Origin of the sequence: Pseudarthrobacter sp. AB1, assembly GCF_014926485.1 — a bacterium.
Classification (GTDB): domain Bacteria; phylum Actinomycetota; class Actinomycetes; order Actinomycetales; family Micrococcaceae; genus Arthrobacter.
On the sequence record NZ_PZKO01000032.1, the window covers coordinates 101932 to 128389 of the forward strand.

At 66.5% G+C, this 26458-nt stretch carries 30 protein-coding genes; 19 read left to right on the plus strand and 11 right to left on the minus strand.

Going from position 1 to position 26458, the window contains the following annotated elements; translation table 11 throughout:
- The first annotated feature begins 44 nt into the window (after positions 1-44).
- Positions 45-725 carry a hypothetical protein gene (locus tag DAD99_RS09100; RefSeq protein WP_193341258.1) on the plus strand — a complete coding sequence of 227 codons (681 nt, stop codon included), beginning with the start codon at positions 45-47 and terminating at the stop codon, positions 723-725.
- Here the strand turns inward: DAD99_RS09100 and DAD99_RS09105 are convergent.
- Positions 722-1156: a DoxX family protein gene (locus DAD99_RS09105; protein ID WP_193341259.1), complete on the minus strand. Its 435-nt coding sequence runs from the start codon at positions 1154-1156 to the stop codon at positions 722-724. The two genes, DAD99_RS09100 and DAD99_RS09105, sit on opposite strands and share 4 nt — an antisense overlap.
- Before the next feature lie 128 nt (positions 1157-1284).
- Here DAD99_RS09105 and DAD99_RS09110 point away from each other — a divergent pair, with 128 nt between their 5' ends.
- The 3 genes from DAD99_RS09110 to DAD99_RS09120 all read left to right on the plus strand — a co-directional run bounded on the left by DAD99_RS09110 (position 1285) and on the right by DAD99_RS09120 (position 3731).
- The gene (locus tag DAD99_RS09110) at positions 1285-2637 is read left to right on the plus strand and encodes an MATE family efflux transporter (RefSeq protein WP_193341260.1); all 1353 of its coding nucleotides are present in this window, start codon (positions 1285-1287) and stop codon (positions 2635-2637) included.
- Between the two features lie 25 nt (positions 2638-2662).
- Positions 2663-3253 carry a hypothetical protein gene (locus DAD99_RS09115; RefSeq protein WP_193341261.1) on the plus strand — a complete coding sequence of 197 codons (591 nt, stop codon included), beginning with the start codon at positions 2663-2665 and terminating at the stop codon, positions 3251-3253.
- Between the two features lie 106 nt (positions 3254-3359).
- The gene (locus tag DAD99_RS09120) at positions 3360-3731 is read left to right on the plus strand and encodes a hypothetical protein (protein ID WP_193341262.1); all 372 of its coding nucleotides are present in this window, start codon (positions 3360-3362) and stop codon (positions 3729-3731) included.
- A gap of 90 nt (positions 3732-3821) precedes the next feature.
- On the opposite strand, the gene DAD99_RS09125 is transcribed toward DAD99_RS09120, so the two are convergent.
- Positions 3822-4367: a CGNR zinc finger domain-containing protein gene (locus tag DAD99_RS09125; RefSeq protein ID WP_193341263.1), complete on the minus strand. Its 546-nt coding sequence runs from the start codon at positions 4365-4367 to the stop codon at positions 3822-3824.
- A 71-nt stretch (positions 4368-4438) separates the two neighbouring features.
- Here DAD99_RS09125 and DAD99_RS09130 point away from each other — a divergent pair, with 71 nt between their 5' ends.
- Positions 4439-5443, plus strand: a complete 1005-nt coding sequence (locus tag DAD99_RS09130; RefSeq protein ID WP_193341264.1) for a DMT family transporter — start codon at positions 4439-4441, stop codon at positions 5441-5443.
- 79 nt (positions 5444-5522) lie between these two features.
- Here the strand turns inward: DAD99_RS09130 and DAD99_RS09135 are convergent, their stop codons facing one another.
- Positions 5523-5861, minus strand: a complete 339-nt coding sequence (locus tag DAD99_RS09135) for a WXG100 family type VII secretion target (protein WP_375372194.1) — start codon at positions 5859-5861, stop codon at positions 5523-5525.
- Between the two features lie 154 nt (positions 5862-6015).
- On the opposite strand from DAD99_RS09135, the gene DAD99_RS09140 reads away from it, so the two are divergent.
- Positions 6016-6288: a DUF2277 domain-containing protein gene (locus DAD99_RS09140; RefSeq protein WP_193341265.1), complete on the plus strand. Its 273-nt coding sequence runs from the start codon at positions 6016-6018 to the stop codon at positions 6286-6288.
- A gap of 19 nt (positions 6289-6307) precedes the next feature.
- Here the strand turns inward: DAD99_RS09140 and DAD99_RS09145 are convergent, their stop codons facing one another.
- From DAD99_RS09145 to DAD99_RS09170, 6 genes are all read right to left on the minus strand, one after another.
- Complete coding sequence (locus tag DAD99_RS09145) at positions 6308-8788, minus strand: cation-translocating P-type ATPase (RefSeq protein ID WP_193341266.1); 2481 nt, start codon at positions 8786-8788, stop codon at positions 6308-6310.
- 24 nt (positions 8789-8812) lie between these two features.
- Positions 8813-9043, minus strand: coding sequence for a heavy-metal-associated domain-containing protein (locus tag DAD99_RS09150; RefSeq protein WP_185261998.1), 231 nt, complete (start codon positions 9041-9043; stop codon positions 8813-8815).
- Positions 9044-9115: 72 nt separating this feature from the next.
- Positions 9116-9463 carry a metal-sensitive transcriptional regulator gene (locus DAD99_RS09155; RefSeq protein ID WP_185261997.1) on the minus strand — a complete coding sequence of 116 codons (348 nt, stop codon included), beginning with the start codon at positions 9461-9463 and terminating at the stop codon, positions 9116-9118.
- A gap of 330 nt (positions 9464-9793) precedes the next feature.
- Positions 9794-10312, minus strand: coding sequence for a universal stress protein (locus tag DAD99_RS09160; protein WP_193341267.1), 519 nt, complete (start codon positions 10310-10312; stop codon positions 9794-9796).
- A gap of 70 nt (positions 10313-10382) precedes the next feature.
- Positions 10383-11117, minus strand: coding sequence for a class F sortase (locus DAD99_RS09165; RefSeq protein ID WP_193341268.1), 735 nt, complete (start codon positions 11115-11117; stop codon positions 10383-10385).
- A gap of 102 nt (positions 11118-11219) precedes the next feature.
- Entirely contained in the window at positions 11220-11927 is a 708-nt protein-coding gene (locus DAD99_RS09170) for a hypothetical protein (protein WP_227007840.1), read from the minus strand.
- A 272-nt stretch (positions 11928-12199) separates the two neighbouring features.
- Between DAD99_RS09170 and DAD99_RS09175 the strand changes: the two genes are divergently transcribed.
- The 3 genes from DAD99_RS09175 (at position 12200) to DAD99_RS09185 (ending at position 13924) form a co-directional block, all read left to right on the plus strand.
- Complete coding sequence (locus tag DAD99_RS09175) at positions 12200-12400, plus strand: hypothetical protein (RefSeq protein ID WP_193341269.1); 201 nt, start codon at positions 12200-12202, stop codon at positions 12398-12400.
- Positions 12401-12498: 98 nt separating this feature from the next.
- The gene (locus tag DAD99_RS09180) at positions 12499-13644 is read left to right on the plus strand and encodes an exo-alpha-sialidase (RefSeq protein ID WP_193341270.1); all 1146 of its coding nucleotides are present in this window, start codon (positions 12499-12501) and stop codon (positions 13642-13644) included.
- Positions 13637-13924 (plus strand): MoaD/ThiS family protein, encoded by a 288-nt coding sequence (locus tag DAD99_RS09185; RefSeq protein ID WP_193341271.1) that lies wholly within the window; start codon positions 13637-13639, stop codon positions 13922-13924. Before DAD99_RS09180 ends, DAD99_RS09185 begins: the two co-directional genes overlap by 8 nt.
- A gap of 86 nt (positions 13925-14010) precedes the next feature.
- Here DAD99_RS09185 and DAD99_RS09190 read toward each other — a convergent pair whose 3' ends face one another.
- A complete protein-coding gene (locus tag DAD99_RS09190) occupies positions 14011-14247 on the minus strand; it encodes a hypothetical protein (protein ID WP_193341272.1) in 237 nt (78 codons plus the stop codon).
- A gap of 239 nt (positions 14248-14486) precedes the next feature.
- Here DAD99_RS09190 and DAD99_RS09195 point away from each other — a divergent pair, with 239 nt between their 5' ends.
- Positions 14487-15563, plus strand: coding sequence for an ATP-dependent DNA ligase (locus DAD99_RS09195; RefSeq protein WP_193341273.1), 1077 nt, complete (start codon positions 14487-14489; stop codon positions 15561-15563).
- A gap of 156 nt (positions 15564-15719) precedes the next feature.
- Here the strand turns inward: DAD99_RS09195 and DAD99_RS09200 are convergent, their stop codons facing one another.
- On the minus strand, positions 15720-17039 hold the full coding sequence (locus tag DAD99_RS09200) for an MFS transporter (protein ID WP_193341274.1): 1320 nt from the start codon (positions 17037-17039) through the stop codon (positions 15720-15722).
- 231 nt (positions 17040-17270) lie between these two features.
- Here DAD99_RS09200 and DAD99_RS09205 point away from each other — a divergent pair, with 231 nt between their 5' ends.
- The 9 genes from DAD99_RS09205 (at position 17271) to DAD99_RS09245 (ending at position 26457) form a co-directional block, all read left to right on the plus strand.
- Entirely contained in the window at positions 17271-18086 is an 816-nt protein-coding gene (locus tag DAD99_RS09205) for an IclR family transcriptional regulator (protein ID WP_193341275.1), read from the plus strand.
- A gap of 138 nt (positions 18087-18224) precedes the next feature.
- Complete coding sequence (locus tag DAD99_RS09210; RefSeq protein ID WP_193341276.1) at positions 18225-19106, plus strand: shikimate dehydrogenase; 882 nt, start codon at positions 18225-18227, stop codon at positions 19104-19106.
- Positions 19106-21010, plus strand: a complete 1905-nt coding sequence (locus DAD99_RS09215) for a bifunctional sugar phosphate isomerase/epimerase/4-hydroxyphenylpyruvate dioxygenase family protein (RefSeq protein ID WP_193341277.1) — start codon at positions 19106-19108, stop codon at positions 21008-21010. The genes DAD99_RS09210 and DAD99_RS09215 overlap by 1 nt, the downstream gene beginning before the upstream one ends.
- A 69-nt stretch (positions 21011-21079) precedes the next feature.
- Complete coding sequence (pcaH, locus tag DAD99_RS09220; protein WP_193341278.1) at positions 21080-21862, plus strand: protocatechuate 3,4-dioxygenase subunit beta; 783 nt, start codon at positions 21080-21082, stop codon at positions 21860-21862.
- Positions 21863-21866: 4 nt separating this feature from the next.
- Positions 21867-22448, plus strand: a complete 582-nt coding sequence (gene pcaG, locus DAD99_RS09225) for a protocatechuate 3,4-dioxygenase subunit alpha (RefSeq protein ID WP_193341279.1) — start codon at positions 21867-21869, stop codon at positions 22446-22448.
- A 14-nt stretch (positions 22449-22462) separates the two neighbouring features.
- Entirely contained in the window at positions 22463-23962 is a 1500-nt protein-coding gene (locus DAD99_RS09230; RefSeq protein ID WP_193341370.1) for a lyase family protein, read from the plus strand.
- Positions 23955-24773, plus strand: coding sequence for an alpha/beta fold hydrolase (locus tag DAD99_RS09235; RefSeq protein ID WP_193341280.1), 819 nt, complete (start codon positions 23955-23957; stop codon positions 24771-24773). The genes DAD99_RS09230 and DAD99_RS09235 overlap by 8 nt, the downstream gene beginning before the upstream one ends.
- The gene (gene pcaC, locus DAD99_RS09240; RefSeq protein ID WP_193341281.1) at positions 24770-25246 is read left to right on the plus strand and encodes a 4-carboxymuconolactone decarboxylase; all 477 of its coding nucleotides are present in this window, start codon (positions 24770-24772) and stop codon (positions 25244-25246) included. The genes DAD99_RS09235 and pcaC overlap by 4 nt, the downstream gene beginning before the upstream one ends.
- On the plus strand, positions 25243-26457 hold the full coding sequence (locus DAD99_RS09245) for a thiolase family protein (RefSeq protein ID WP_193341282.1): 1215 nt from the start codon (positions 25243-25245) through the stop codon (positions 26455-26457). The genes pcaC and DAD99_RS09245 overlap by 4 nt, the downstream gene beginning before the upstream one ends.
- Position 26458: the final 1 nt, after the last annotated feature.

The window sequence follows — 26458 nt, forward strand, 5'->3', positions numbered from 1 at the left end:
CCCGGCTGACGGACCGGGCCTTCAGTGCCACCAAGGCCGGCCACGTGGTCAACCACGCCGGGACTACAGCGCTGTTCAATGACGGTTCAGGGAAGGTGGAAGTCTTTGATCCCGCCGCGCTGACTGATGCACTCAAGACCGGTCTGCCTGCGACCAGCACCTACACGGCACCCGAAGCCCATCATGGCGTCGCCATCACGCTGGAGGATGGGAAGCTGCTGGTCACCCTTGGGAACGAAGAGAGCCGCAACGGCCTGGCGCTGTTGAGTGCGCCGGCCGGTGACGGCGGGCCGGTGCGCAGTGAACTGCTCCGCAGCGAGGAGTGCCCCGGCGTGCATGGCGAGGCGGTTGCCGGTGGGGAAACCGTGGTGGTGGGTTGTGAAGACGGCATGTTGGTCTACCGCGACGGGGCCTTCACCAAGATTGCAGGCCCTGACCTCTACGGCCGCATGGGCAACCAGGCCGGAAGCGCCGCCTCCCCGGTGATCCTCGGCGACTGCAAGGTGGACAGGGATACGGAGCTGGAGAGGCCGACCCGAGTCTCACTCGTCAACACTGACACCGGCACGCTGCAGCTCGTGGACCTGGGCACCAGCTATTCCTTCCGCTCCCTGGGCCGGGGTCTCCGGCTGACCTTAGCCAAGGAATTTTACGCCCGACGGCGGACCGGCACCTGGGTGCCGGTCCGCCGTCGGGCGTTGCTCGTTTTGGAGGAGTCCGCTTAGGCGAGGACTGCCAGTTTGGAGCCCTTGCGGCCGAACAGGGCGCGGTCCACGGACATCCGGCCGGCTCCGGTGAGTGCGAGTGCCAGGGCGGCAGCGCCCAGGAGCAGCACCAGTTCGTACCCGCCCTTGTCGGCGAAGACTCCTGCCGGGGCGTGCACCAGGAGGAGGGCGCCGATCATGTTTAGGGCCAGCAGGGCAGCCACCACGCGGGTGAGTACGCCGAGGATGAGGGCAACGCCGCCGGCGAGCTCGAGGCCTGCAACGAGGGGAGCTGAGATGTTGGCTGCGGGGACGCCCATCTGGGTGAACGCGGCCTGGGTGCCGGCGATGGTCCATTCATTGAACTTCTGCCAGCCGTGGGCGGCGAAGAGGAAGCCGAGGATGACGCGCAGGACGGTGATGGCGGTGGTGATAAGGCGTGACTGATTCATAAATCGAGTTTCCCTGACCATTAGTTGAAGTGTCAACTAACAATCCGCCATTGTGTCCTTTGTCATGACATCCGGCGTCATGGAAGCAGGGCCGCCGGGTGGTCGGCGCCGGCCGTTAGGCTGAAGCTGTGCCCAATCAATCCGCCCCCGCCGCCGTGCAGCGTCCTGCCAGCCATGCCCGGGAAATCCTGCGGCTCGCCGTGCCGGCGTTCGGTGCACTGATCGCCGAGCCGCTGTTCCTTCTCGCGGATTCGGCCATTGTGGGCCATCTCGGCGTGGCCCAGCTGGCCGGCGTGGGGCTTGCCTCCGCGGTGTTGCACACCGCCGTCGGCCTGATGGTTTTCCTCGCTTACTCCACCACCCCGGCGGTGGCCCGCGCGATGGGACACGGCCAGTTGGGCAAGGCGCTTGCGGCAGGGCGCGACGGCGTCTGGCTGGCTCTGCTGCTGGGCATAGTCCTGGCGGTGGCCGGTTTCTGGGCCGCTGAACCGCTGGTGTCCCTGATGGGGGCAGAGGGTGATGTGCGCTCATTTGCTGTTGACTATCTCCGCTGGTCCATGCCTGGCCTGGTGGCCATGCTGCTCATCTTCGCGGGCACCGGAGTCCTCCGCGGATTGCAGGACACCAGGACACCGCTGCTGGTGGCCACCGCAGGCTTTGCCCTGAATATTGTCCTTAACCTATGGCTGGTCTACGGGCTGGACTGGTCCGTTGCGGGCTCGGCGGCGGGCACCAGTGTGGCGCAATGGGCCATGGCGGCCGTCTATCTGCTGATGGTCCAGCGAAATGCTGTCCGTCACGGCATCAGCCTGTGGCCCGACTGGAGCGGTATCCGCGCGATGACCCGCGTCGGTTCGTGGCTCATGCTCCGCACCCTGAGCCTGCGCATAGCCATCCTGGCCACGGTTTTTGTGGTCACGGGGCAAGGTGCCGTCAACCTTGCCGCGCACCAGCTGGCCATGACCATTTTCTCCTTCCTCGCTTTTGCCCTGGATGCCCTCGCTATAGCCGCCCAGGCCCTGATCGGCAAGGAACTCGGTGCGTCCAATCCCGTGAGGGCGCGGCAGTTGGCCCGGACAATGATCCGCTGGGGTGCCGGTTTCGGCGTGATCACAGGTGCCCTGTTGGCCGTCGCTGCACCTTGGGCCGGGGCGCTGTTCACGTCAGACGCCGGCGTCCAGTCCGTCCTGACGTACGCCCTGTGGATCCTTGCCGCCGGCCAGCCAATTGCGGGTTTTGTCTTTGTCCTGGATGGCGTGCTGATCGGCGCCGGCGACGCCAAGTATCTGGCACTGGCAGGTGTGGCCAACCTCGCCGTCTACGTGCCCATGCTCGTGGCCGTTGCTGCCTCCGGCATGTCCGCGGCTGCAGGCCTCGTGTGGCTGTGGGCCGCTTTTGCGCTGGGCTACATGGCCGCCCGGGCTGTGACCCTGGGCCTGCGTGCCCGCTCGGACCGCTGGATGGTGCTGGGTTCGCCATAGGGCCGGCGGCCACTAAACTGGACCGGTGAGCCAACCAGTGACCCCCGCAGACATCGCGCCCGGCGCCGCACCGCAGGCTGACCTGTGGAAACCGGTGTTGCTCCGGGCTCTGGCCGCGCTAGTGTTCGGCGCGGTGACCATTTTCTGGGCCGGCCCGTCGGTCCAGGTCATGGGCTGGGCAGGCGGGCTCTATCTGCTGGTCACGGGACTGCTGGTCCTATGGGCCATCCCGAAGACCGGCTACGCGCGTGACGGCATGCCCGGCAAAATCCTCTCCGCCGCCGGGGCGTCCCTGGCAGGCGCAGGTGTTGCCTTGGCGCTGCTGCCTGGGGACCGCGTCTTCGGCGTTGTCGCCTCGGCGGGACTTGGCCTGGCGGGAGCGGTGGAGCTGTACTGCGGCCTCCGATATCGCGGCCGGCACATACTGGCCCGTGACTGGCTGGCCTCGGGCATCGTCGGGCTTGGTACCGCGGCGATCCTGCCTTTCTTCATCAGTCTCGGAGCCCATGCCCTGCTTGGCGTCGCCGGCGGCGGAGCCATCATCTCCGGTGTGCTCTGGGTCCTGTCCGGGCTGACGCTAAGGCACGATTCCCGGCCCGCCTCCGGGAAGCCGTAAACTAGAAGCGAAAGGTTCTACCCGGCGTAGAAAACGCGTCCGGAACAACCCCCGCACACATTCGAACCAGCAAGCCCTTCGGCATGGCTGTAGGAGAGGAACTACCTTGGCAGACCAGAAACCAGGAAAACCGCGCAATCTGCGGACCTCGGTGAAGGGGCCGCTGATGTTCTCTGCGTTCTGGGCCGTCCTCGCTTTCGTCGCGGTGCTGATCTTCGCCTCCGGCGGCAGTTCGAAGACCCCCCGGTTCGACCTCGCCTTCACGGGCGCCGGCATTGCCTTCATCGTTACGTTGGTGATCGCGGCCATGCTGGCCATGAGCCACAAAGAGAACTCCGAGCAACTGGGCAAGGGATCGGGCGTCAACCTGAGTTCAGCGCGGAAGCCGTTGCACGGATTCGGGGGACACGGCTCAAGCCAGGCCGGCGGCGCCCCTGAGACTCCGGACGCTGACAGCCCCGGCTCCAGCCACTCCTAGTGCACCGGCGTCCCGTAGGCGGCTTCCTTTAGGCTGGCTTCCCGCGCCCCGGCTTGCCGCGCGCCGGCCCTGCCCAGGTCCCGCTGCTAGCTAGTGGACCGTCGCCTGCCGCGCCCGGTACGCTGCCACGTGCGCTCGGTTGGCACAGTTCCCGGTGTCGCAATACCGTTTCGACCGGTTGCGGCTGAGGTCCAGGACCGCGGCATCGCAGTCCTCGGCCTCGCACACCAGCATGCGGTCCATTTCCTTGCTCCGGATGACGTCCGCCAGGGCCATGGCAGCTTCGGTGCCCATTCGCTCTGCCAGCGGTGCGTCCCTGGCGGTGGCGTGCAGATGCCAGTCCCACTCATCGTGCTTCATCAGCTGGGGGAGTGCGTTGGCCTCGCGCAACAGGCGGTTGACGCCCGCCACAGCAGAGTCTTCGTCTGCAGTCCAGAGGGCGGCAAGCCGCCCGCGCAGTTCGTGGACACTCGACAGCTCCGCCGCATCGCCGGCGCGGGATCCACTGAACCCTTCGGAGCGAAGGAAGCCGTCCAGCTCCGCCACGGTGGCGAGTAATTCGCGTCCGTTGGCGGCCGTGTTGATTAGGTTGACCACCGTGCGCAGGGCTATTTCGGTGTCAGGTGCAAAGACCATCTTGACTCCTTACTGTGAGCGGGCGTAATGTCAGGACCATTACCCCACTTTACTCCTGACAGGAGGCGTCGGTGACTGCCGCCCCTAACCCCGCAGCCGCGGGCGGATTCCTTGGCTCCGGTCTTGGAATCGCATTGTTCTCTTCTGCCGTCTTCGGGCTCTCCGGCTCCTTTGCCAAGGCGCTCCTGGAAACCGGCTGGTCCCCGGGCGCTGCCGTGACAGCCCGCCTGACCGGTGCTGCGCTGATTCTCGTAATTCCCGCGATTCTGGCCTTGCGCGGACGGTGGTACCAGCTGCGCGACAACTGGGTCACCATCAGTCTTTTCGGCCTGATCGGTGTGGCCGCGTGCCAGCTGTTCTACTTCAATGCAGTAGCCCGCCTCTCCGTGGGCGTAGCGCTGTTGCTTGAATACCTGGCGCCCGTCCTCATCGTGCTATGGCTGTGGGGGGCGAGCAAGAAGCGCCCACGGGCGTTGACCTTAGGCGGAACAGTGCTCTCGCTCGGCGGCCTGATCCTGGTGCTGGACCTCACCGGAACGGTCAAGATCGACATCGTCGGGGTCCTGTGGGGGATGGCCGCTGCCGTATGCCTTGCCATTTACTTCTTCATCACGGCCAAGGAAAATGATTCCCTGCCGCCCATCGTCCTGGCGTCCGCCGGGCTGCTGGCGGGGGCGGCCGTTATGTGGCTGGCGGCTGCAACAGGACTGCTTCCCATGGCATTCAGCACCGCGGATACCAAGCTGGGCCCCTGGATCACGCCGTGGTGGGTCTCCCTGGGTGGCCTGATCATCATGGCAACAGTCCTGGCGTACGTTTCCGGCATTGTGGCTGCCCGCGCCCTTGGCTCCAAAGTCGCGTCCTTCGTTTCGCTGACCGAGGTGCTGTTCGCGGTGGTCTGGGCCTGGCTGCTCCTGGGTGAGCTGCCCGGTGCCATCCAACTCCTGGGCGGCGCCCTCATTGTGGGCGGGGTGGTTCTGGTCCGGCTGGACGAGCTGCGCTCCGGAACGGCCGCAGCTCTTGCCGGGACGCCCGCCCCGCTGGACCACGCGAACGACGTCGAACCTGTGCCCTGAGTGCCGGCTGCCCGGTTGTTAAATGCCGCGGGGCCCGGACACTGTGCAGTGTCCGGGCCCCGGGTCAGCGCTTCTGCGGTTAGCGTGAAGCCTGGTCCTGCTCGTTGGCGTTCTTGGTGGCCTTCTGGCCGGCATCCTTCAGCGCCTGGATGACCTGGTTCAGCGCCGCGGTGTGCGTGCCTGACCATTCCCCACGGAAGTGGGTGGCGTCCGGGCCTTCCCAGTTGGTGCTGTCCAGCACGCGGGAGAGGTTGGACCGCTGCTGCTCGATCTCGCCGGCACCGGCCTGCAGCTTGCTGCCAAGAGTCCTGAGCTGTTCTACATCTGCGCCCCAAATAGCCATCAGTTTCTCCTCGTTGTCCTGGATCCGATCCAGATCGGCATCCCCAGTGGCCTCCGGCTGATCCGGAAGATCCATTGCCTAGAACCTATCCCGGCTCCAAAATACTGTCGATGGGCACCGCTGCCCATGCCGGACAACATCTCGGTGGTTGAGCCTGTCCAATCTGACAGGCTCGAGCACCGCAGGGCGGGGGGTCGATCCGAGGCGTTCCAGAGCCTAGCATGGGCACATGTGCCGGAATATACGAACCCTCCACAACTACGAACCGCACGCCACCTCTGAGGAGGTGAATGCCGCCGCGCTGCAGTATGTGCGCAAGGTCAGTGGCAGCACCAAGCCGTCCAAGGCCAACGAAGACGCCTTCGAAGCGGCGGTGCACGAGATCGCCCACATCACCCAACACCTGCTGGATTCGCTGGTCACCCACGCGCCTGCCAAGCACCGGGACGAGGAGGCCGCCAAAGCGAGGGCCCGTGCGGCCGTGCGCTTCGGCACCGTCTGAGGACATATCAGCTAAGGACCTACCTGCCGAAGCTGCGCAGCCGGAGCGAGTTGGCCACCACCAGGACGGAACTCGCCGCCATCGCTGCACCGGCGAGCATCGGGTTCAACAGGCCCAGGGCGGCCACAGGAATGCCGATGGCGTTATAGAAGAACGCCCAGAACAGGTTGGTCTTGATGATGGCCAGCGTCCGCCGGGACAATTCGATGGCCTGTGCCACCTGTCCCAGGTCATTGCCCATGACGGTGAGGTCCGCCGCCTCGATGGCCACATCGGTACCGGATCCCATGGCGATGCCCAGGTCCGCCTGCGCCAGCGCGGCGGCGTCATTCACGCCGTCGCCGGCCATCGCCACGATGGCCCCGCCCGCCTGAAGCCGTTGGACTGCTTCGACCTTGCCGGCAGGCAGGACGCCGGCATAAACATCGTCAGGGGAAATCCCGACGGCGGCAGCGACCTGTGCGGCCACCGCGGCGTTGTCCCCGGTCAGCAGAATGGGGCGCAGTCCGAGCTTCTTCAGCTTTGCCACCGCTTCCGCGGATCCCGGTTTCACGGTGTCCCGGAGACTGATGATTCCGGCCGGGGTGCCGTCCACTGCCACCCAGATGGCCGTGGCGCCGGTGGCTTCTGCGGTGGCCAGCGCCTCCATCTGCGCGCCGGAGGTGCGGACGCCGTTCTCCGTGAGCCAGCCCGTGCGGCCCGCCAAGATCACGCGCCCTTCCACGGTTCCCACCACTCCGCCGCCGGGTGCAGAACGGAAGTGTTCGACGGCGGGGAGCCGCCCGCCGTCGTCGTGCCCGGTTTGCGCCTCGAGGGCCGCGGCCGCGATGGCGTGTGCGATGGGGTGCTCGGATGCCGCTTCGACGGCGCCGGCGAGCCGCAGCACGTCCCTGCCCTGGTGGCCGTCAAAGGCGAGGGTATTGGCCACGGCGAGTTTTCCGGTGGTGACGGTGCCGGTCTTGTCGAGCAGGATGGTGTCCACCGTGCGGGTGTCTTCCAGGACCTGCGGGCCCTTGATCAGGATGCCCAACTGGGCGCCCCGGCCGGTTCCGGTGAGCAGCCCCACGGGAGTGGCCAGCCCCAGCGCGCACGGGCAAGCGATGACCAACACAGTGACTGCGGCGGTAAAAGCTGCCCTGAGCTCGGCAGGTTCAATCACCGGTCCGCTGAACGCGAGCCACAGCGCAAAGGTGAGCACCGCGAGGGCAAGGACGATGGGGACAAAGACGGCGCTGATCCGGTCGGCGAGGCGCGCAATGGGAGCCTTGCCGGTTTGTGCCTGCGAGACCAACCGGGCCATCTGCGCCAGCGTGGTTTCGGAGCCCACGCGGGTGGCCCGGACGAGCAGCCGGCCGGAAGTGTTGATGGTGGCGCCCGTGACTTTGCTGCCTGGCTCCACCTCCACCGGGACGGATTCGCCGGTTAGCAGGGACGCATCAACAGCTGACATGCCGTCGATCACCTCTCCGTCCGTGGCGATTTTTTCGCCGGGGCGCACCACCACGACGTCGCCCACACGTAGCTGATCGGCGGGGACTTTATGTTCGGAGCCCTCGTGAAGGATGGTGGCGTCCTTGGCGCCGAGGTTCAGCAACGCCTTGAGGGCGTCGCCGGCCTTCTGCTTGGCATTGGCTTCGAGGAACCTGCCAAGGAGCAGGAAGGTGGTGACCACGGCGGCCACTTCGAAGTAGAGGCCGGCGGACTCCATCCCATCCATGGCCGGGTGGGCGGTCATGGCGGGATCCGCGGCGAGCTGCCACACGCTGAACAGGTACGCGGCGGCGACGCCAATCGAGACAAGCGTGTCCATGGTGGAGGCCAGGTGGCGCGCATTGACGGCTGCAGCACGGTGGAAGGGCCAGGCCGCCCAGCTGACCACCGGAAGCGCTAGGGCCCCTGCTACCCAGCCCCAGTTGGGAAACTGCAGTGCCGGAACCATCGAAATCGCGAGGACTGGCAGCGTAAGAATCGCGGCGAGGATCAGCCTTGGCCTCAGCTTGGCGGCGGCGGGACCGTGCGACATGTGCTCACCTTGCGCGCCGCTTTCGGCGCCATGCTCCGCGTGCTCGCTCGTGCCTCCCCGGCGGCCCCCTGGCTTCGTAAGCTCGGCCAAGGAACCCTGCCGCCGTGGGCCCACCTTGGACGCATGCTGCCGCAAGTCCCCGGAGCCGGCGCTGTGCCCGGCTTCCGAACCGCCGTGCTGACTCTGGTCGTGATCGGCGTCGGTGCCGGGGCTGGCACTTTGGCGTGGATAGCGAGCGGGCCGGACCGTGGCCTTGTAGCCCGTGGCGTTGACCGTGTCCACTATTTGCTGGTCCGTGATGCCGGCCGGGACGGTGACGTGGGCGGATTCCAGCGGGAAGTTGACGGAGGCCTCGACGCCGTCGAGTTTGCCCAGCTTCTTTTCCACGCGGTTCACGCAGGAGGCGCAGGTCATGCCCTCAATGTCCAGTTCAACCACCCGGCTTTGTGGGTAGTGATCGAGATGGTCTGTGCTCATGATGGATCCCCCGATCGGTCAGCGTTACGCGTTGTTGGCAACAACCAGGTAGCCGGCTTCGGCAACCGCTTCGCCGATCTCGGACGGCGACAGCTGCTGGCTTGAGGTGATAGTGACGGTGGAAATGCCGCCGGCGTTGAGTTCGACGTCGACCGTTTCAACCCCGGCGAGCGATTCAAGTTCCTCGCTGACGGACGAAACGCAGTGGCCGCAGGTCATGCCGGACACGTTGACGGTGGTGGAGGTGGTGCTCATTTGCGGGATCCTTTTGACGGGGACCGGCGGTGGCCGGCCGTTGATGGGCGTTCTGTTGTCAGTGGGCGGTGCTCAGCGCAGGAGGCGGCCGATGGCCTCTGCCGCTTCCTTGACTTTGATGTCGATGGCTTCAGCGCGAAGGGCAGGATCGGGTTCCCCGGCGGCGCCCACGACGCAGTGGCCGATGTGCTCTTCCACGAGTCCCAGGCTCACGGCGTGCAGGGCCTTGGTGACCGCGGAGACCTGGGTCAGGATGTCGATGCAGTACTTGTCCTCATCCACCATCCGGGCGATGCCGCGGACCTGGCCCTCGATTCGCTTGAGCCGGCGAAGGTAGGCGTCTTTGTTCGCGGTGTAGCCATGCGGAGGCGCCGGGTCAGTTCCGGAGGGTGGGCTCAAGGTTTCCTGGGAAGGTTCCATGCTGCCAACTTATACCCGGTGGGGGTATATTGCAAGTACCCCCTGGGGGTATCATGGTCGGAGGCGTGCGACGCGGGTGCGGGTTGGCGTGGCCGTATGAGGCACAAAAAAGCTCCGGAGTGCGTTATTGGGGGATACGCACTCCGGAGCAGCATTTGGGCAGATTGACCAGCCGCTGCGGCCGGATCCCTCTGCTTGAACTAGCTTACGTGCCAGTATTGCCGTCCGCTACCACCTCGAATAACTACTTTCACTTTATTATTTCGGTCCCCCGAAGTCCTCCCCGGAGGGGACGGACAGCGGCTGCAGGTGCCGGTTCAGGCTCCCGGCTTAGGCATCGTCCTGATGCGCCGGCATCCGGTAGGGAACCACCAGTACAGGCCGGCTTTGATGATGCGTCAGCCAGAGTCCCACTGATCCGTTGAGCAGTTCGGAGATGCGGTGGGTCAGCCCCCGCTCCGACGTTCCAACGATGATCATGGGGGAGTTGCTTTCAGCGGCGAGCCGGGCGAGTGCGCGGCCCGGATCCCCGGCGAGGGTCCGCAGTGTCCATTCCACGGGGGCGCCCGACGCGGTGGCGTCGGCCACGGCTTGCTCCACCACCGACCTGAGACCGGAGGTGATCGTGCGGATATCGTCGTCGTCCTTGTCCGGGTGGAGCGACAGCCGGTGCGCGGATCTGGTTGGATCCCATTCCACAAGGTAGCTGGCCTCGTCAACATAGGCGCACAGCAACGGCGCCGACAGTCTGGCTGCGAGGGATGTTGCGGTCTTCAGCACCTCCGGATGCTGATCGGGCAACAGGCCGACCAAGAGTGGAGGCGGGCCGCTGAAACGTTCTGGATTCATAAGGCCATTCTGTGCCGCCGGGAGCCACTTGAACAGGGCGTCGGCGAGCGGACGCGACAATTTGAACGTGTCAGCTGGCAGCGGGCGATGCCGTGACCACAACGTTTTTCCCCCACGGGTCTTCCGTGTAACAGCTGATCAGGACCACGCGGCTGGGGACCATGTCCCAGATGGGGCTGTCCTTAAGGCTGTCCTTGAGGTAGGTGGTGACGCTGTCCACGCGGTAGGGGATAGTGCCGGTAGCGGTGACGACCTCGAACGTGTCGCCAACGACGGCAGCGGAGCTGAGGTGGTTGAACGGGGCATCCCGGCCCTCCCAGCTGTGCCCGATGATGTATGTGGTGTTGCCCGACCCGTTGCCGGGAGTCCCGAACGGTGTCAGCCAATACCCGTCCATGGTGGTCGGCGGCACGATTGTCTGGCTCTCGATGGCGGTGCTGTCCGGTGCCAGCGGATGCACGGCCGTGTCCATCGCAGCTTTCGGATAGACAATCCGCTGCGGGGCCGAAGCCTTCGGGAGGACCGGCCCGTTGGCCACGGGCGCCACTGCAGCTGGCACGGATGCAGCCGGTGCGGCCGGAAGATCCGGTGCGGCCAGGGGCAACGGCAGTTGGATCGACGACGTTCCGGAAGAGTATGCTGCAGGGCTTGTCCCCGGCGTTGCGGCCCCCTGCTGGTCCAGCAGCGGGCCACCGAACGTGAAGGAGAGGAAGCCCAGGACGCCGCAGGCCAGGATGGCGATGTCTCCGCGGTTCCAGCCCCGAAGCCGTTTCGGTACTTCGTGCCGTCCGGTCAGCTTTGCCACGATGCTCCTTAGGCTGCTGGAAAATGTGCGTACAGGAAGAGTGCCCCGCCCTAAGTTAGCGGGGCGCCCTGCCTGTCAGCTCGGCCCAGTCCGAGCTGCGGCCTAGTCTGCCTTTGGCTCCAGGGACCTGCGGCGTACGGCCACCAGTGCACCGGCGCCGAGCATCACGCCCAGGCCCGCGAGCCAGGTGGGAGCATCCTCAGTTCCGCCCACTGCTGTCTGCGCGTTGAAGCCCTGATTGGTGCCCTGGCTGACAACCGTCGCCCCGGCGGCCGGGGCCTGTACGGTCGCGGGCGCGGCGGGAGCCTGCGCTGCGGGCGTCAGTGTGGTGACCGGCGTCTGGACAACAACCGCCGACGCCACCACAGGAGGTTCAACCAGGGCGGGTGGGTCCACAACAACGGCGGGTGGGTCCACAACAACGGCGGGTGGGTCCACAACAACGGCGGGTGGGTCCACCACCACGGCCGGAGGAACGACCACGACGGCGGGTGGGTCCACCGGCGGATAGACCGGAGGTTCCTCACCGGGAGGCAGCGGGGCACAGTTAGCGATATAGGTTATCTTTCCGGCGTTGGTCCAGTTCAGCCCCCCTGGTATGGACGAGTTCGGCGGAATGATGTCGGCGGGATGCCCGTCGTGGCCGTTCAGGCCGTTCACGCTAAATTGGAGAGCGCTCCAGCCTGTTCCTGTTTGTGCGCCGTCGTGGCAGACGATGACCTTTTCAGCGGCAGCCATGGCTGGTGCTGACAGACTGATCAGCCCTAGCCCCAGCCCCAAGACCCCCAGTGTTGCAAAAGTGCTTTTCATTGTTAACTCCCCAGATTGTTTGAGCGGATCATGATGAGCGGGTAGCGGTGACTCCAAGCGCCGCAGCAGCAAGGTCAGCTTGCTTGTCATTTCAGGCTAGGGCGGCCCCAAGCGGCAGTCGCGGGTACCGTGTACTCGTCTTTTTGTCCCATTGACCTGCGGCGTTACCTGCATGTACGCGCAAACGGGAGCCCGCTACTGGAGTGTTGCCACCCTTGAACGTGGACAGGGCGGCGCCTAACGTTGAAGCATACGAAAGGTGCGTGACCGGCATGGAAATCTACATGTGGTGGCTGGATCTGAATCTGCAAACCAAGGAATGGCTGCGGGAAAACCTCCGTGCGGCGGAACTGCCGTTACCGGTGCTGCAGGGCATTGCCGAAGCCGGGGGCCCGCACCCGGGTACCCCGGTGGCAATCCTCACTGAAGCCGACTGGGATTTCATCGAGACGCAGTCCGAGTTCGTCGACTGACAGGGGGCCGCCGTCGGCACGGACAGCCCCGATCACCACCACCGGACCGGTCCACATAGCGCAGAAAAGCGTTGCGGCCCTCCGGCCGGGGTGGTTGCATGGGGTGCATGGCAACCGCAGAGAACTTTGTCTTAGCGATCGGGACCAAAAAAGGCCTCTGGCTGGCCACCAGCCAGGACCGGAAGCAATGGTCCTTCTCCGGCCCGCATTTCCTGATGAGCGAAATCCCCAGCATCGGGATCGACACGCGGGCCGGCCGAACCCGGATCATGGTGGGCGTCAGGTCCGAGCACTGGGGACCCACCGTGGCCCACTCCGACGATCTTGGCACCACCTGGACCGAACCTGAACAGGGTGCCATCACGTTTCCCGAGGACGCCGGCGCGGCAGTGGAGCGCATCTGGCAGATCTACCCGGACGCAGAGTCGCGGCCAGGGGTGGTATGGGCAGGTGCCGAACCGATCTCGGTCTGGAAATCCACCGACGGCGGCGAGCATTTCGAGCTCAACCGGGGGCTCTGGGACCACTCTCATCGCAGCGACTGGGGGGCGGGCTATGGCGGTGCCGCCGCGCACTCCATCGTGGTGAATCCGGCCGGGGACAACGTCCACGTCGCCATGAGCACCGGCGGTGTGTACCGCTCGCTCGACGGCGGTGAGTCCTGGGAGCCCCGCAACAAGGGTATTTCGGCCTACTTCATGCCGGACCCCAATCCTGAGTTCGGCCAGTGCGTCCACAAGATCGCGGCAGATGCTGCGGTGGAGGGACGGCTGTACGCGCAGAACCATCACGGTGTCTACCGCACGGATGACAACGGCGAACACTGGGACTCCATCGCCGACGGCCTACCCGCCGACTTCGGGTTTGTGATGCTGACGCACCCCCGGCGGGAGGGCACCGCATGGGTTGTGCCGCTGAAGGCCGACGGCGAGCGGATCCCGCCGGATGGAAAGCTTGCCGTGCACCGGACGGACGACGCCGGGGTCACCTGGAAGCGCCTGCATAAGGGCCTGCCCGAGCGCGAGTACAACAGTGTGCTCCGTGACGCCGCGGGCGTGGATTCATCCGAGCCGGCTGGCGTCTACTTTGGAACCCGGGGCGGGACGGTGTACGCCAGCGCGGATGAAGGGGAGACGTTTGCTGAAGTTATCAGCCATCTCCCCGACGTCCTGTGCGTCCGCGCAGCCGTGGTTGCCGGGGCTGGACTGGCAGTTCCGGACACCGCGGCGGCCCGCGGTGCCTGACATCAGCGTGGTACTACCCAGCATTCTCCAGCCGCTGGCCGGCGGGCAGTCCATCCTGACTGCGCCCGCCGACGGGACGGTGACGGTGGGAAGCCTGCTGGATACCGTGACCGGGGGTTACCCGGTGCTGGCCAGAAGGCTGCGGGACGAAACGGGAGCGCTTCGCCGGTACGTGAATATTTACGTTGCCGGCGACGAGGTGCGCCGGCTCGAGGGCCTGGAAACCGAGGTGTCGCCCGGGCAGGAGGTCCTGGTCATTCAGTCGGTGGCCGGAGGTTAAGCCAGGCGGCTCCAAAACGGCGGGCAGTCCGAACTGACTACGCCCGGCGTCGTGGTGCTGATGGTGTGTGGAATGGCGGCGCCCGGTCAAGCGATGCGCCAGACGCTGCATTCGTCCGTATTGATTGCTTTCCGCATGCCGGTGTGGTGGTCCATGATCCAGACAACGCCGATGCCCGGGGCGGTCTCTTGGACGCTGCCTCGGCGGACCACCACGTCGTCGTAGCTGGGGCCTACAGAGAGGCGGGCTTCGATTTCATCGCCGCGGTGGAGCTGGTCCAGGGTACGGACTCTTGTTACATGGGCTTTGGCTTCCTTCAACATGGTGGCCTCCTGGCTGGAGCTGGTGCCTGCGCTTGCCGGCACTTCCAGTGTGGCGGGGCAATGTTGCGCCCGCGTTTCCTCGACGTTAGGAGCCGGTTAGTTCTCCGCGATCGATTCGTTTCCGCCAGCATCAATGGATTCGGAGGACTCCACGCGCCAAACCCCGCCGGGGCCTTCAGATGGACATTGTGCCAGTTCAGGCCTACCGCCGGCGGGTCTCCCGGGCAACAATGGGCACTATGCAACTTCCCGTGATGCCTCCGGTCCCGCCCATGCTCGCCAAAGCCGTCAGCGGGATACCGGACGGGCCCTTGAGCTATGAGCCCAAGTGGGACGGGTTCCGGTCCATCATTTTCCGCGACGGGGATGAGCTGGAGATCGGCAGCCGCAACGAAAAGCCCATGACCCGGTATTTTCCTGAACTTGTGGAGGCCCTGAAGGAGAACCTGCCGCCCCGTTGTGTGCTGGACGGCGAGATTGTCCTGGTGGGTGTAACCGGTGACCGGCTGGATTTTGACGCCCTGCAGCAGCGCATCCATCCCGCCGCCAGCCGCGTGAAACTTCTCGCCGAACGGACCCCGGCCAAGTTCGTGGCCTTTGACCTGCTGGCTCTCGGCGGCGACGACTACACCGGCCGGCCCTTCGCAGAGCGTCGGGCAGCGCTGGAAAAGGCGCTTGCGGGCAGCAAGGCTCCCGTCCACGTCACGGCGGCGACCCAGGACAAGACTGTCGCTGAACAGTGGTTCCAGCAGTTCGAAGGCGCGGGCCTGGACGGGATTGTGGCTAAGCCGCTGGACGGCAGCTACCAGCCGGATAAGCGCGTGATGTTCAAGATCAAACACGAACGCACAGCTGATTGTGTGGTGGCCGGCTACCGCGTGCACAAGAGCGGACCGGACGCGATCGGCTCTTTGCTGCTGGGCCTGTACAAGGGCGACGGCGGTCTGGCCAGCGTGGGCGTGATCGGTGCCTTCCCCATGAAGCGCCGCCAGGAGCTTTTTGCCGAACTGCAGCAACTGGTCACCGACTTTGACGGGCATCCGTGGGCGTGGGCCAAGCAGGGGGAAGGCGAACGGACCCCACGCAACGCCGAAGGCAGCCGGTGGAGCGCCGGCAAGGACCTGTCCTTTGTGCCGCTCCGGCCCGAACTGGTGGTGGAGGTCCGGTACGACCATATGGAAGGTGAGCGTTTCCGCCACACTGCCCAGTTCAACCGCTGGCGGCCGGACCGGGACCCCGCATCCTGCACCTACGAACAGCTGGAGGAACCGGTCAGCTTCGACCTTGCCTCGGTCCTGGACACCGGCCGGCCGTAGGCGCCCGGTTCACAGAAGGCACCCAAGCCGCCGCCCGCCGTCGTACGCTCCTGCCCGATTGCCTCCCCGAGGACACGGGAAAGCCCGGCATGTCTTGGGGACGCGCCGGGCTCTCCAGTATGCAACTGGGCAGGAACGCCAGCTCGCCGAGGATCCTTACTTCAGGCCGAGCTGCTTGGTGGGGACGTTGAACGTCTCCTTGGCCGTTAGGGCGGAGATGGCCGAGATGCTGCAGATGACGGCGGTGAAGATGCTGATCTGGACCCAGCCGCCGGGCTTGATGCCGCCCATCGCAGCCACAATGGCCGGGGCGAAACCTGCCATCAGGAAACCCAGCTGCGTGCCGATCGCCAGGCCGGAGAAACGGACCTTGGTGCTGAACATCTCAGCGTAGAAGGACGGCCAGACCGCGTTGGAGGCCGCGTAACCGAAGGAGAAGAATCCTATGGCTGCGAGGAACATCAGCGGGATGCTGCCGGACTCCAGGCTGAGCAGGAACACCGGCGTCAGGATGGCGCTGGCCACGGCTCCGTAGATGAAGACCGGCTTGCGGCCGATCCGGTCCGCGAGCTTGCCGAACAGTGGCTGGGTTCCCAAGGCGACCAGGTTTGCGCCGACCACCAGCCAGAGCGTGGTGGTCCCGTCAACGCCGGCGACGGTTTTGGCGTAGCTGATGGCGAGCGTGCCGAATACGGTGGAGACGGCGGCGATGAAGGCACAGCAAACCACGCGGAGCACGTCGCGCCAGTGGTCCTTGAGGAGGTCAGCGACAGGCAACTTGGAGATCTGGGCCGTCTTCTGGGCTTCCTCAAACGCCGGGGGCTCGTGCAGGGTGCGCCGGATAAAGAACGCAACCATCACAACAACGGCGCTGAGCCAGAACGGAACGCGCCAGCCGATGCCGTACTTGATCTCGTCCGGGAGGGCCAGGACGGGGATGAAGACGAGGGCGGCGAGGATTTGGCCGCCCTGGGTTCCGGTGAGGGTCCAGGAAGTGAAGAAGGAGCGGCGGTTGTCCGGCGCGTGTTCCAGCGTCATGGATGATGCGCCGGCCTGCTCGCCGGCGGCGGAGAGGCCTTGGCACAGCCGCGCCAGCACCAGCAGGGCCGGAGCCCACCAGCCCACGGTGTTGAAGTCGGGCAGGCAGCCGATCAGGAACGTCGAGGCGCCCATGAGCAGCAGCGTGAACATGAGAACCTTCCGCCGGCCTACCCGGTCACCGAAGTGGCTCAGGATGACTGCGCCCACGGGCCGAGCCACATAGGCGAAGCCGAACGTGGCGAAGGACATGATGGCCGCGTTGGCGCCGGCGTCCGGGAAGAACACCGTGGGAAAGATCAGGGCGGCGGCGGAACCGAAAATGAAGAAGTCGTAGTATTCGACGGCGCTGCCCAGGAAGCTGGCGAGGGCTGCCTTCTTTGGCGTCCCGGCCGGGGCAACAGTGCCCTGCCCGGCGGACGGAAGTGTCTGGCTCATGGAGTTCCTTATGTGTGACGACGGTGTCGCGGATGGATCTGGAGGGTCGCAGCCGCAGCGGCCTGGGTGGAGCTGGAGCGGTGCGGCTGGAGTCCGTTGAAAGACCCGAACCAGTAGCCACATGGTGGGAGCTACTTGTGCGATACAGCAATGATGGCTGTGAGCGCAGTCACTTGTCAAGAAAATAATCACCATCTAGAAATAGTTCCCACGATGTGGCAACATCGACGTATGAGTGTGAATCAAACCACAGTGCCCGATGACGTTGCCGCTGAGCCGAAGGCGCCCAAGGGCGACCGTACTGACATGGTGGGCAAGGCCCTGGGCCTCCTGGTCCTCTTGGGTGACGAGCCGCGCGGTGCCAGCGCCGCGGAGATCTCACGCCGCGCCGCTCTTCCCTTCAGCACCACGTACCGCCTGCTGGGATCCCTGACGCGGGACGGATTTGTGGACTACGAGCCGGACGGCCGCCGCTACCACCTGGGCCTGCGCATCTTCCAGCTGGGACAGCGGGTCTCCAATCATCACGGATTTGCCGGCACGGCACTGCCTGTCCTTCGCCGCGTGACCGAGCAGACCGGGGAGGCCACCATCCTCAGCGTCCGCGACGGCCACCATCATCTGACGGTCAACAAGGTGGACGGCCCGCAGACCTTCCGCGTCACCAGTGATCCCGGGCATCTTGGCGCCCTGCATGCGACGGCCGTGGGCAAAGCGCTGGTGGCTTTTGCCGAGGACGCGGAGCGTGAGGCGCTGCTTGAGGAACTTGATCTGGAACCCCTCACCGAGCACACCGTCACTGACCGGGGAGCCTTCCGTGCCGAAATCGAGAAGGTTCGCCGGCAGGGATATGCCGTGATGGACGAGGAGAACGAGAACGGCATGCGGGCCGTGGCGGTGCCGCTGCTCAACTCCCAGGGCCACGCCTTCGCCTCCCTGGCTACCGCCGTTCCTGTCTTCCGCCTCAGCATCGAAGCCTTGCTGGCCCACGTGCCCGTGCTGCAGGACGCCGCGGCGGAGCTGGCCGCGCGGTTGCCGCAGCGATAAACAACTCCAAAATGTTCGCATGCAGAACAAGCGTGCGAGAAGTGAACATGTGATGTATTGTAATCCCAGTCACCCGATCCGCCGCGGACGCCCCGAGCGCCGCCGCCCGCCGGGTGCCGTATCAAAGGAGCTGCACGGATGAGCAATCGAACTGAGTCCTACCTTGTGGGACTGGTCGGCGACGGTGTTATGCCGTCACTCACTCCCCCCATGCACGAACGCGAGGGCGATGTGCAGGGCCTGCGCTACCTCTACCGCCCCATCGACCTGCTGGAGCTCGGACTTTCCGGCGATGCCGTGGGGGATCTGCTCAAGAGCGCCCGCAGCCTGGGCTTTACCGGCCTGAACATCACCCATCCGTGCAAGCAGCTTGTGCTGGCGCACCTGGACGAGGTCTCACCGGATGCCCTCAGGCTCGGCGCCGTCAACACCGTGGTCATCGAGGACGGCCGCTTCATCGGCCACAACACCGACTTCTCCGGCTTCGCCGCCGCGCTTGCCTCCGGCCTTCCGGGCGCGCGGCTGGACCGCGTTGTCCAGCTGGGCGCGGGAGGTGCCGGGTCCGCCGTCGCCTACGCCCTGCTCACCGCCGGGGTAAAGGCGCTGGACCTGGTGGACGTGGACCCAGCCCGCTGCTCGGCACGCGCGGCGGAGCTGGCTGGCTTCTTCCCGGGCAGCACGGTCACAGCGCGCACGACGGCGGAGCTGCCGCAGCTGATGCCTTTGGCCGACGGCCTGGTGCACTGCACGCCCGTGGGCATGGCCGCCCACCCGGGCGCCCCGCTTGACCTGGACCTGTTGGAAATGCGGCACTGGGTGGCGGACATCGTCTACCGACCGATCGACACCGAGCTGGTCCGCGGCGCCCGCGCCAAGGGCTGCGAGGTCCTGGACGGTGGCCGCATGGCCGTAGGGCAGGCTGCGGATTCCTTCCGAATTTTCACCGGGTTGGAAGCTGACGCAGACCGCATGCGCAGCCATTTCCTGGAGCTCGTGGCCAAGGAAGAGGTGTCCGCCTGATGCGTACCGGAATAGCCACGGTCTGCCTCTCCGGCACCCTGAAGGAGAAGATGCAGGCCTGCGCCATCGCGGGCTTTGACGGCATTGAAATCTTCGAACAGGACCTGGTGACGACGCCGCTCACTCCTGAGAACGTCCGAAAGATGGCGGCCGACCTTGGCCTTACACTGGATCTCTACCAGCCGTTCCGCGACTTCGACAGCGTGTCCGGGGACCTCCTCACCGCCAACCTTCGGCGCGCCGAAGCCAAATTCAAACTCATGGCGCGGCTGGGCATGGACACCATCCTGGTCTGCTCCAACGTCGCCACCGCCAGCATCGACAGCGACGACCTCCGGGTTGAACAGCTCGGCCAACTTGCGGCGCTGGCCGGGGACCACGGCGTCAAGGTTGCCTACGAAGCCCTGGCCTGGGGCAAGTACGTCAAGGACTACGAGCACGCCCACAAGCTGGTGGAAGCGGTGGACCACCCGAACCTGGGCACCTGCCTGGATTCCTTCCATATCCTGTCCCGCAACTGGGACACCGCCCCCATCGAGGCTTTCAACCCGGGAAAGATCTTCTTCGTCCAGGTGGCGGACGCCCCCAAGCTCTCCATGGACGTCCTCTCCTGGAGCCGGCACTACCGGGTCTTCCCGGGCGAGGGACAGTTCGAGCTCGCCAAGTTCATGGGTCACGTGGTCCGGGCGGGGTACAGCGGCCCGGTGTCGCTGGAGATCTTCAACGACGTTTTCCGCCAGTCGGACGTGGAGCGCACCGCCGTGGACGCCATGCGCTCGCTCATCTGGCTGGAGGAACAGAGCGCGAAGTGGCTGGATGCTGACGGTGGCGCCGGCGGTGGTGCCGGTGGCACCGCTGCTGGTGGTCCTACGGGCCCCGGCCGCCGTCGTTATCCGATGGAACTGGCCACGCTCCCGCGGGTGGCCGAACCGGCAGGTTACAACTTCGCCGAGGTCAGGGCCGCGGACACCAAGGGCCTGGAAACCGTGCTGGGCCAGCTGGGTTTCAAGTTCAACGGCCGGCACCGCACCAAGGACGTGCAGCTCTGGAGCCTGGGCCGCGCCCGGGTGATCATCAACGAGGCCGCACCGGCAGACGGGCACGATTCAACGGCGGATGCATCGCCAGCCATCGCCGCCCTGGGGTTTGACGTTGCCTCCCCTGCGATTGCCGCCGCCCGCGCCCAACAGCTGAAGGCCCCCGCGGTCCCGCGCAAGAGCCAGGCCAACGAGGAGGTGTTCCAGGGCTTTGCCGCCCCGGACTCCACCGAGATCTTCCTGTGCCAGGGCACCTCGGACGGCACCGCAGCCTGGACCAGTGAATTCGGGGAAGGGCTGGAAAAGCCGTCCGCCGGAGCCACCGCCGTGATCGACCACGTCAACCTGGCACAGCCGTGGCAGCACTTCGACGAGGCCGTCCTCTTCTACACGAGCGCCCTGGCGCTGGAGCCCCAGCCGTTCGCGGAAGTTCCCAGCCCCACCGGCCTGGTCCGCTCGCAGGTCATGGCCACCGGGGACCGCGCCGTGCGGCTGGTGCTGAACCTGGCGCCGCTGAACCAGCAGCGCAAGACCTACCAGGAACACATCGCCTTCGCCGTGGATGACCTGGTGGCCACCGCCAGGGACTGCAAGGCCCGGGGCCTGGAATTCCTGCAGATCCCGGCCAATTACTACGAGGACCTGGACGCACGCTTCGGCCTGGCACCGGACTTCCTGGCCACACTCCAGGACCTGAACCTGCTGTACGACCGGGACGCGGACGGCGAATTCCTCCACTTCTATACCGCCACCGTGGGCAGTGTGTTCTTCGAAATGGTGGAACGCCGCGGCGCCTACGACGGCTACGGCGCCCCCAACGCCCCCGTGCGCCACGCCGTCCAATACGACCACTTGCAGCATCCCTAAGACAGCACCGCCCGCCGGCACCACCAACACCAACGCCAGCTACAAACAACGAGAGAAGAGGAGGCCGCCGTGGAGACACAGCAGGATCTCAGTGCCGAGATTAACGCCTTGGGCGATGCCTACGCGCGGGCGCTCAAGGACGGCGCCCCAGCCGAGACCCAGCCCCGGCTGGACTACGCGCCCTACCGCAGCAGCATCCTGCGGCACCCCACCAAAAGCCTGCACCACGCGGATCCGGAGACCATCGAGCTTTACTCACCGGCGTTCGGCCATCAGGACGTGCACGCGCTGGAAGCGGACCTGACCATCCAGCACAACGGCGAACCCCAGGGCGAGCGGATCATCGTGGCCGGCAAAGTCCTGGACGGCGACGGCCGCCCCGTGGCCGGGCAGCTCGTGGAAATCTGGCAGGCCAACGCGTCCGGCCGCTACATCCACAAGCGTGACCAGCACCCGGCACCGCTGGACCCCAACTTCACCGGCATCGGACGCTGCATCACCGGCCCGGATGGCTCCTACCGGTTCACCACCATCAAACCCGGCGCCTACCCGTGGAAGAACCACGTCAACGCCTGGCGCCCGGCCCATATCCACTTCTCGATGTTCGGCACCGAGTTCACCCAGCGCATCATCACGCAGATGTACTTCCCGGGCGACCAGCTCTTCCCGCTGGACCCCATCTACCAGACCATCGTGGACCAGGACGCCCGTGACCGGCTGGTGGCCACGTACGACCACAACCTGACAGAGCCCGAGTGGGCGCTGGGCTACAACTGGGACATCGTCCTGACCGGGCCAAAGCGGACCTGGACCGAAAACGAGGCGCTTGGCGCAGCAGGCGATGAGGAATAGGCACATGAGCAACCAGACCACGCAGCTTGTTCCCACCCCCGGGCAGACCGTCGGCCCGTTCTACGGCTACGCGCTGCCGTTCGAGAAAGACAATGAACTCCTGGCCCCCGGCTCGCCCGGGGCCATCCGCCTCCAGGGCACCGTGTACGACGGCGCCGGGGAGACCGTCCCGGACGCCATCCTGGAGATCTGGCAGCCCGACGCAGACGGCAAGGTTATGCAAAAGACCGGTTCGCTGGTCCGCGACGGCTACACCTTCACGGGCTGGGGCCGCGGCTCCGTAGGCTACTCCGGCGTGTTCACGTTCACCACGGTCAACCCCGGCCCCACCGTGCAGGTCCCCGGAAAACCAGCGGCCGCACCCTTCATCTCCGTGGCCATCTTTGCCCGCGGCCTGACGAACCGCCTGTTCACCCGGATCTACCTGCCGGAGAACGAGGAAGCCATCGCCCAGGATCCGCTGCTCAGCTCCCTGGACCCGGAACGGCGGAAGACCCTGATCGCCCGCCGCGACGCCGACGGCGGACTCACCTGGGACATCCGCCTGCAGGGCGAGGGCGAAACAGTCTTCCTGGACTTCCAGTGACTGAGACCCCCAGCATGGGAGGCGCCGTCCACTCCGGAACCGCCGCGGACGGCGACGTCGGCCTGCTCAGTCCTGTCTCGGCGTCGCCCCTGGTGACGGCGCTGACTGGTGACCGCGCCGTGCTGGCGGCGATCCTCGCCGTCGAATCCGGCTGGGCCGCGGTGCTGGAGAAGGCGGGCCTGGCGCCGGCCGGTTCCGCCGCCGTCGTGGCCTCCGCTGCCGAGGCCGGACGTTACGACGCAGCAGACATCGCGCTCCGCGCCCGGGGTGGTGGCAACCCCGTGATCCCGATCCTGGTCGACCTGCGCAAGCAGGTCACGGCGCTGGACGGCGCCCGCATCGGCGCCGTGAAGGCGGTTCACACCTCGCTGACCAGCCAGGACGTGCTGGACACGGCGCTGATGCTGCTCGCGCGCAACACCGTCGACGCGCTGCTGGCGGATCTGAAAGGCACGACGGCGGCGCTCGCTGCCTTGGCAGAGAAGCATGCGGACACGCTGTGCGTCGCCAGGAGCCTGACCCAGCACGCGCTGCCGTATACGTTCGGGCTGCGGTCGGCGCAGTGGTTCCATGGGCTGGCCACCGCAGGCCAGCAGCTGGGCGACGTGCACTTCCCGGTACAGTTCGGCGGCGCCGCCGGCACCCTCGCCGCCGGGACCGTGCTGACCGCCGGCTCGGCAACCAACCCGTTTGACCTGGCCGGCTCACTGGGCCGGCAACTTGGCCTTGCCGCGGCGCCTGCACCGTGGCACACCAACCGTCTGGCGATCACGTCCGTCGGACATGCCCTGGCCTCGGTGCTGGACGCGTGCGGCAAGATCGCCGCAGACGTCCTGTTCCTCAGCCGTCCCGAGGTGGCCGAACTCGCCGAACCGCGGGGCGCCGGCCGCGGCGTCTCCTCGGCCATGCCGCAGAAGCAGAACCCGGTGCTGTCGGTACTTATCCGCAGCGCCGCGCTCCAGGCGCCCCAGCTGGTGGCCCAGCTGCACCTGGCCGCCGCCAACTTCAACGACGAACGCCCCGACGCCGCCTGGCACTCGGAATGGCCGGCCCTGCGCCAGCTTCTCCGGCTGGCACTCGGGGCGGCCGGGCACCTCCGGGAGCTTGCCGAAGGCCTACAGGTTTTCCCGGACGCCATGCGCCGCAACCTGGACCTTGCCGGACCGCTGCTCCTGGCCGAACGGGTGGGCGCGGCCGTCGCGCCGCTGCTCGCCGAACAGGATGGCCGCAACGGCAAGCAGCAGCTCCAGACCGTGACGGACCGTACGCTCCAGGCGCCCGCGACCGAACAGGCGGACACCTACCGCCGGCTGCTCCGAGAGGCCATCCCGGCAGAGACGCTTTCCGATGGGCAGCTGGCGGAACTCCTGGACCCAGCCAGCTACCTGGGCCAGGCAGCCGAAATCGCGCGCCGCATCCTGGCCGCGTTTCCGGACTTTGAGCTTTCCGCAACAGATTCTTCTGCGGACACCAATTCAGCACACAACGACGCGAACGGAGCCAACCGTGGCTAAACCGACCCTGAAGGCAGTGCTGCTTTCGCCCCAGCGCCCGCTGGGGGACAGGCCCCTGCTCGTAGCCGGACCGTCCCTGGGCACGTCCACCCTACTGTGGACCGAGGCGGCAACACTGCTCGGTACCGACTACGACGTGGTGGCCTGGGACCTGCCTGGCCACGGTGTCTCGCCGGCAGCCACCGAAAGCTTTGACGTTGCCGATCTCGCGGATGCGGTGGTGGACCTCGTGGACTCCATCGCGCCCGGCGCCGGCTTTCACTACGCCGGGGTATCCCTCGGCGGCGCCACCGGCCTGCAGCTGGGGATCAAACATGGCCAACGCCTCAAGAGCCTCTCGGTCCAGTGCAGCGGCGCCAAGCTCGGCACGCCGGAAGGTTGGCTGGAACGGGCCGAAACCGTCCGCAGCCAGGGCACCCCCATCATGATCCAGGGCTCCGCGCAGCGCTGGTTCGCGCCGGGCTTTATGGACCGCGAACCCGCGCGCAGCAGCCGCCTCCTGCACGCCCTGCGCGATGCCGACCGCTTCAGCTATGCCTTCTGCTGCGAGGCCCTGGCAGCCTTTGACGTCCGCGGGGACCTCGGCAGCATCAGCGTCCCCACGCAGGCGCTGGCCGGTGCTGAGGATACTGTTGCGCCGCCGTCGTTCGCGGAAGAAGTGGCGGCGGGCATCACCGCTGGCGGGGGCACCGCCAACGCCGTGACGCTGGGCGGAGTGGCCCATCTGGCCCCGTTCGAGGCGCCCGGGCACGTGGCCGACCTGCTCCGGAACCTCATCTCCTGGACCGAATCCCAGGGAGCAACCAAATGAGCGGGGCCGAACTTCCGGGCACAGAACGGAACGGCGTCGTCCAGCCGGACGCCACCAGCCAGGAGATCTACGACGGCGGCATGGTGGTCCGCCGCGAGGTGCTGGGGGCCGCGCACGTGGACCGGGCCAACGCCAACAAGGACGGGTTCACCGAGGATTTCCAGGACATGATCACGCGGATCGCGTGGGGTGGCATCTGGACCCGGCCGGGCATTTCGCGGCAGATGCGCTCGGCCGTGACCATCACCGCCATGGTGGCGCACGGGCACTGGGAAGAGCTGGCCATGCACATCCGCGCGGCCATCACCAACGGCCTGAGCAAGGACGAAATCAAGGAAATCCTGCTGCAGACCGCGATCTACTGCGGAGTTCCCTCTGCCAACACAGCCTTCAAGACCGCCCAGCAGGTGTTCCAAGAACTGGACGGCGACCTGGCTGGGAACCCAGCACAGAATTCAGAGGAGAAATTATGAACCAGGCTTTTGTGTACGACGCCGTTCGCACGCCGTTCGGTAAGTTCGGTTCCGGCCTTGCCGGGGTCCGTCCGGATGACTTGGCGGCGCACGTGATCACCGAATCGGTGAAGCGCGCGCCCGGGCTCGATCCCGAGCGGATCGATGAGGTCGTCTTCGGCAACGCCAACGGCGCGGGCGAGGAAAACCGCAACATCGCCAGAATGGGCACGCTGCTGGCCGGCCTCCCGGTGTCCATCCCCGGCACCACGGTCAACCGGCTCTGCGGCTCCTCGCTGGACGCGGCGATCATTGCCTCGCGACAGATCAACGCCGGCGACGCCGAGCTGATGCTGGTGGGCGGCGCCGAATCGATGTCCCGGGCCCCCTGGGTCCTGCCCAAGACGGAGAAGCCTTACCCGGCCGGGGACATGACACTGGCCTCCACCACGCTGGGCTGGCGCCTGGTGAACAAGGCCATGCCGAAGGAGTGGACCATCTCCCTGGGCGAGGCCACCGAGCGGCTCCGCGAGAAGTACGGCGTAACCCGCGAGCAGCAGGACGAGTTCGCCGCGAACTCGCACAACCTCTCCGCCGCCGCCTGGGAGGAGGGCTTCTACGACAACCTCGTCGCCCCGGTCCCGGGCACCGGCCTGGTCCGCGACGAAGGCATCCGCGCCGGGTCCTCAGCCGAGAAACTCGCCGGGCTGAAGACCGTGTTCCGCACCGAGAACGGCACCGTCACCGCCGGGAACGCATCCCCGCTGTCCGACGGCGCCTCCGCGGCCTGGATCGGCAGTGAAACCGCCGCCGGGCTGCTCGGGCTGGAACCGCTGGCCCGCATCGCCGGCCGCGGCGCACACGGCAACGACCCGCAGTTTTTTGGCTACGCCCCTGTGGAGGCCGCGAACAAGGCCCTCGCGAAGGCGGGCATCGGCTGGGACCAGGTGGGCGCCGTCGAACTTAACGAAGCGTTCGCAGCACAGTCCCTCGCGTGCATCAACGCCTGGGGCATCGACCCCACCATCGTGAACCGCCACGGCGGCGCGCTCGCCATGGGCCACCCGCTGGGCGCATCGGGCACCCGGATCCTGGGCACCCTCGCCCGGTCCTTGCAGGCCTCCGGTGAACGCTGGGGCGTCGCCGCGATCTGCATCGGCGTGGGCCAGGGCCTCGCCGTTGTCCTCGAAAACGTCACGGCCGGTACAGTCGCCAGCACAGGGAAGGCCTAGA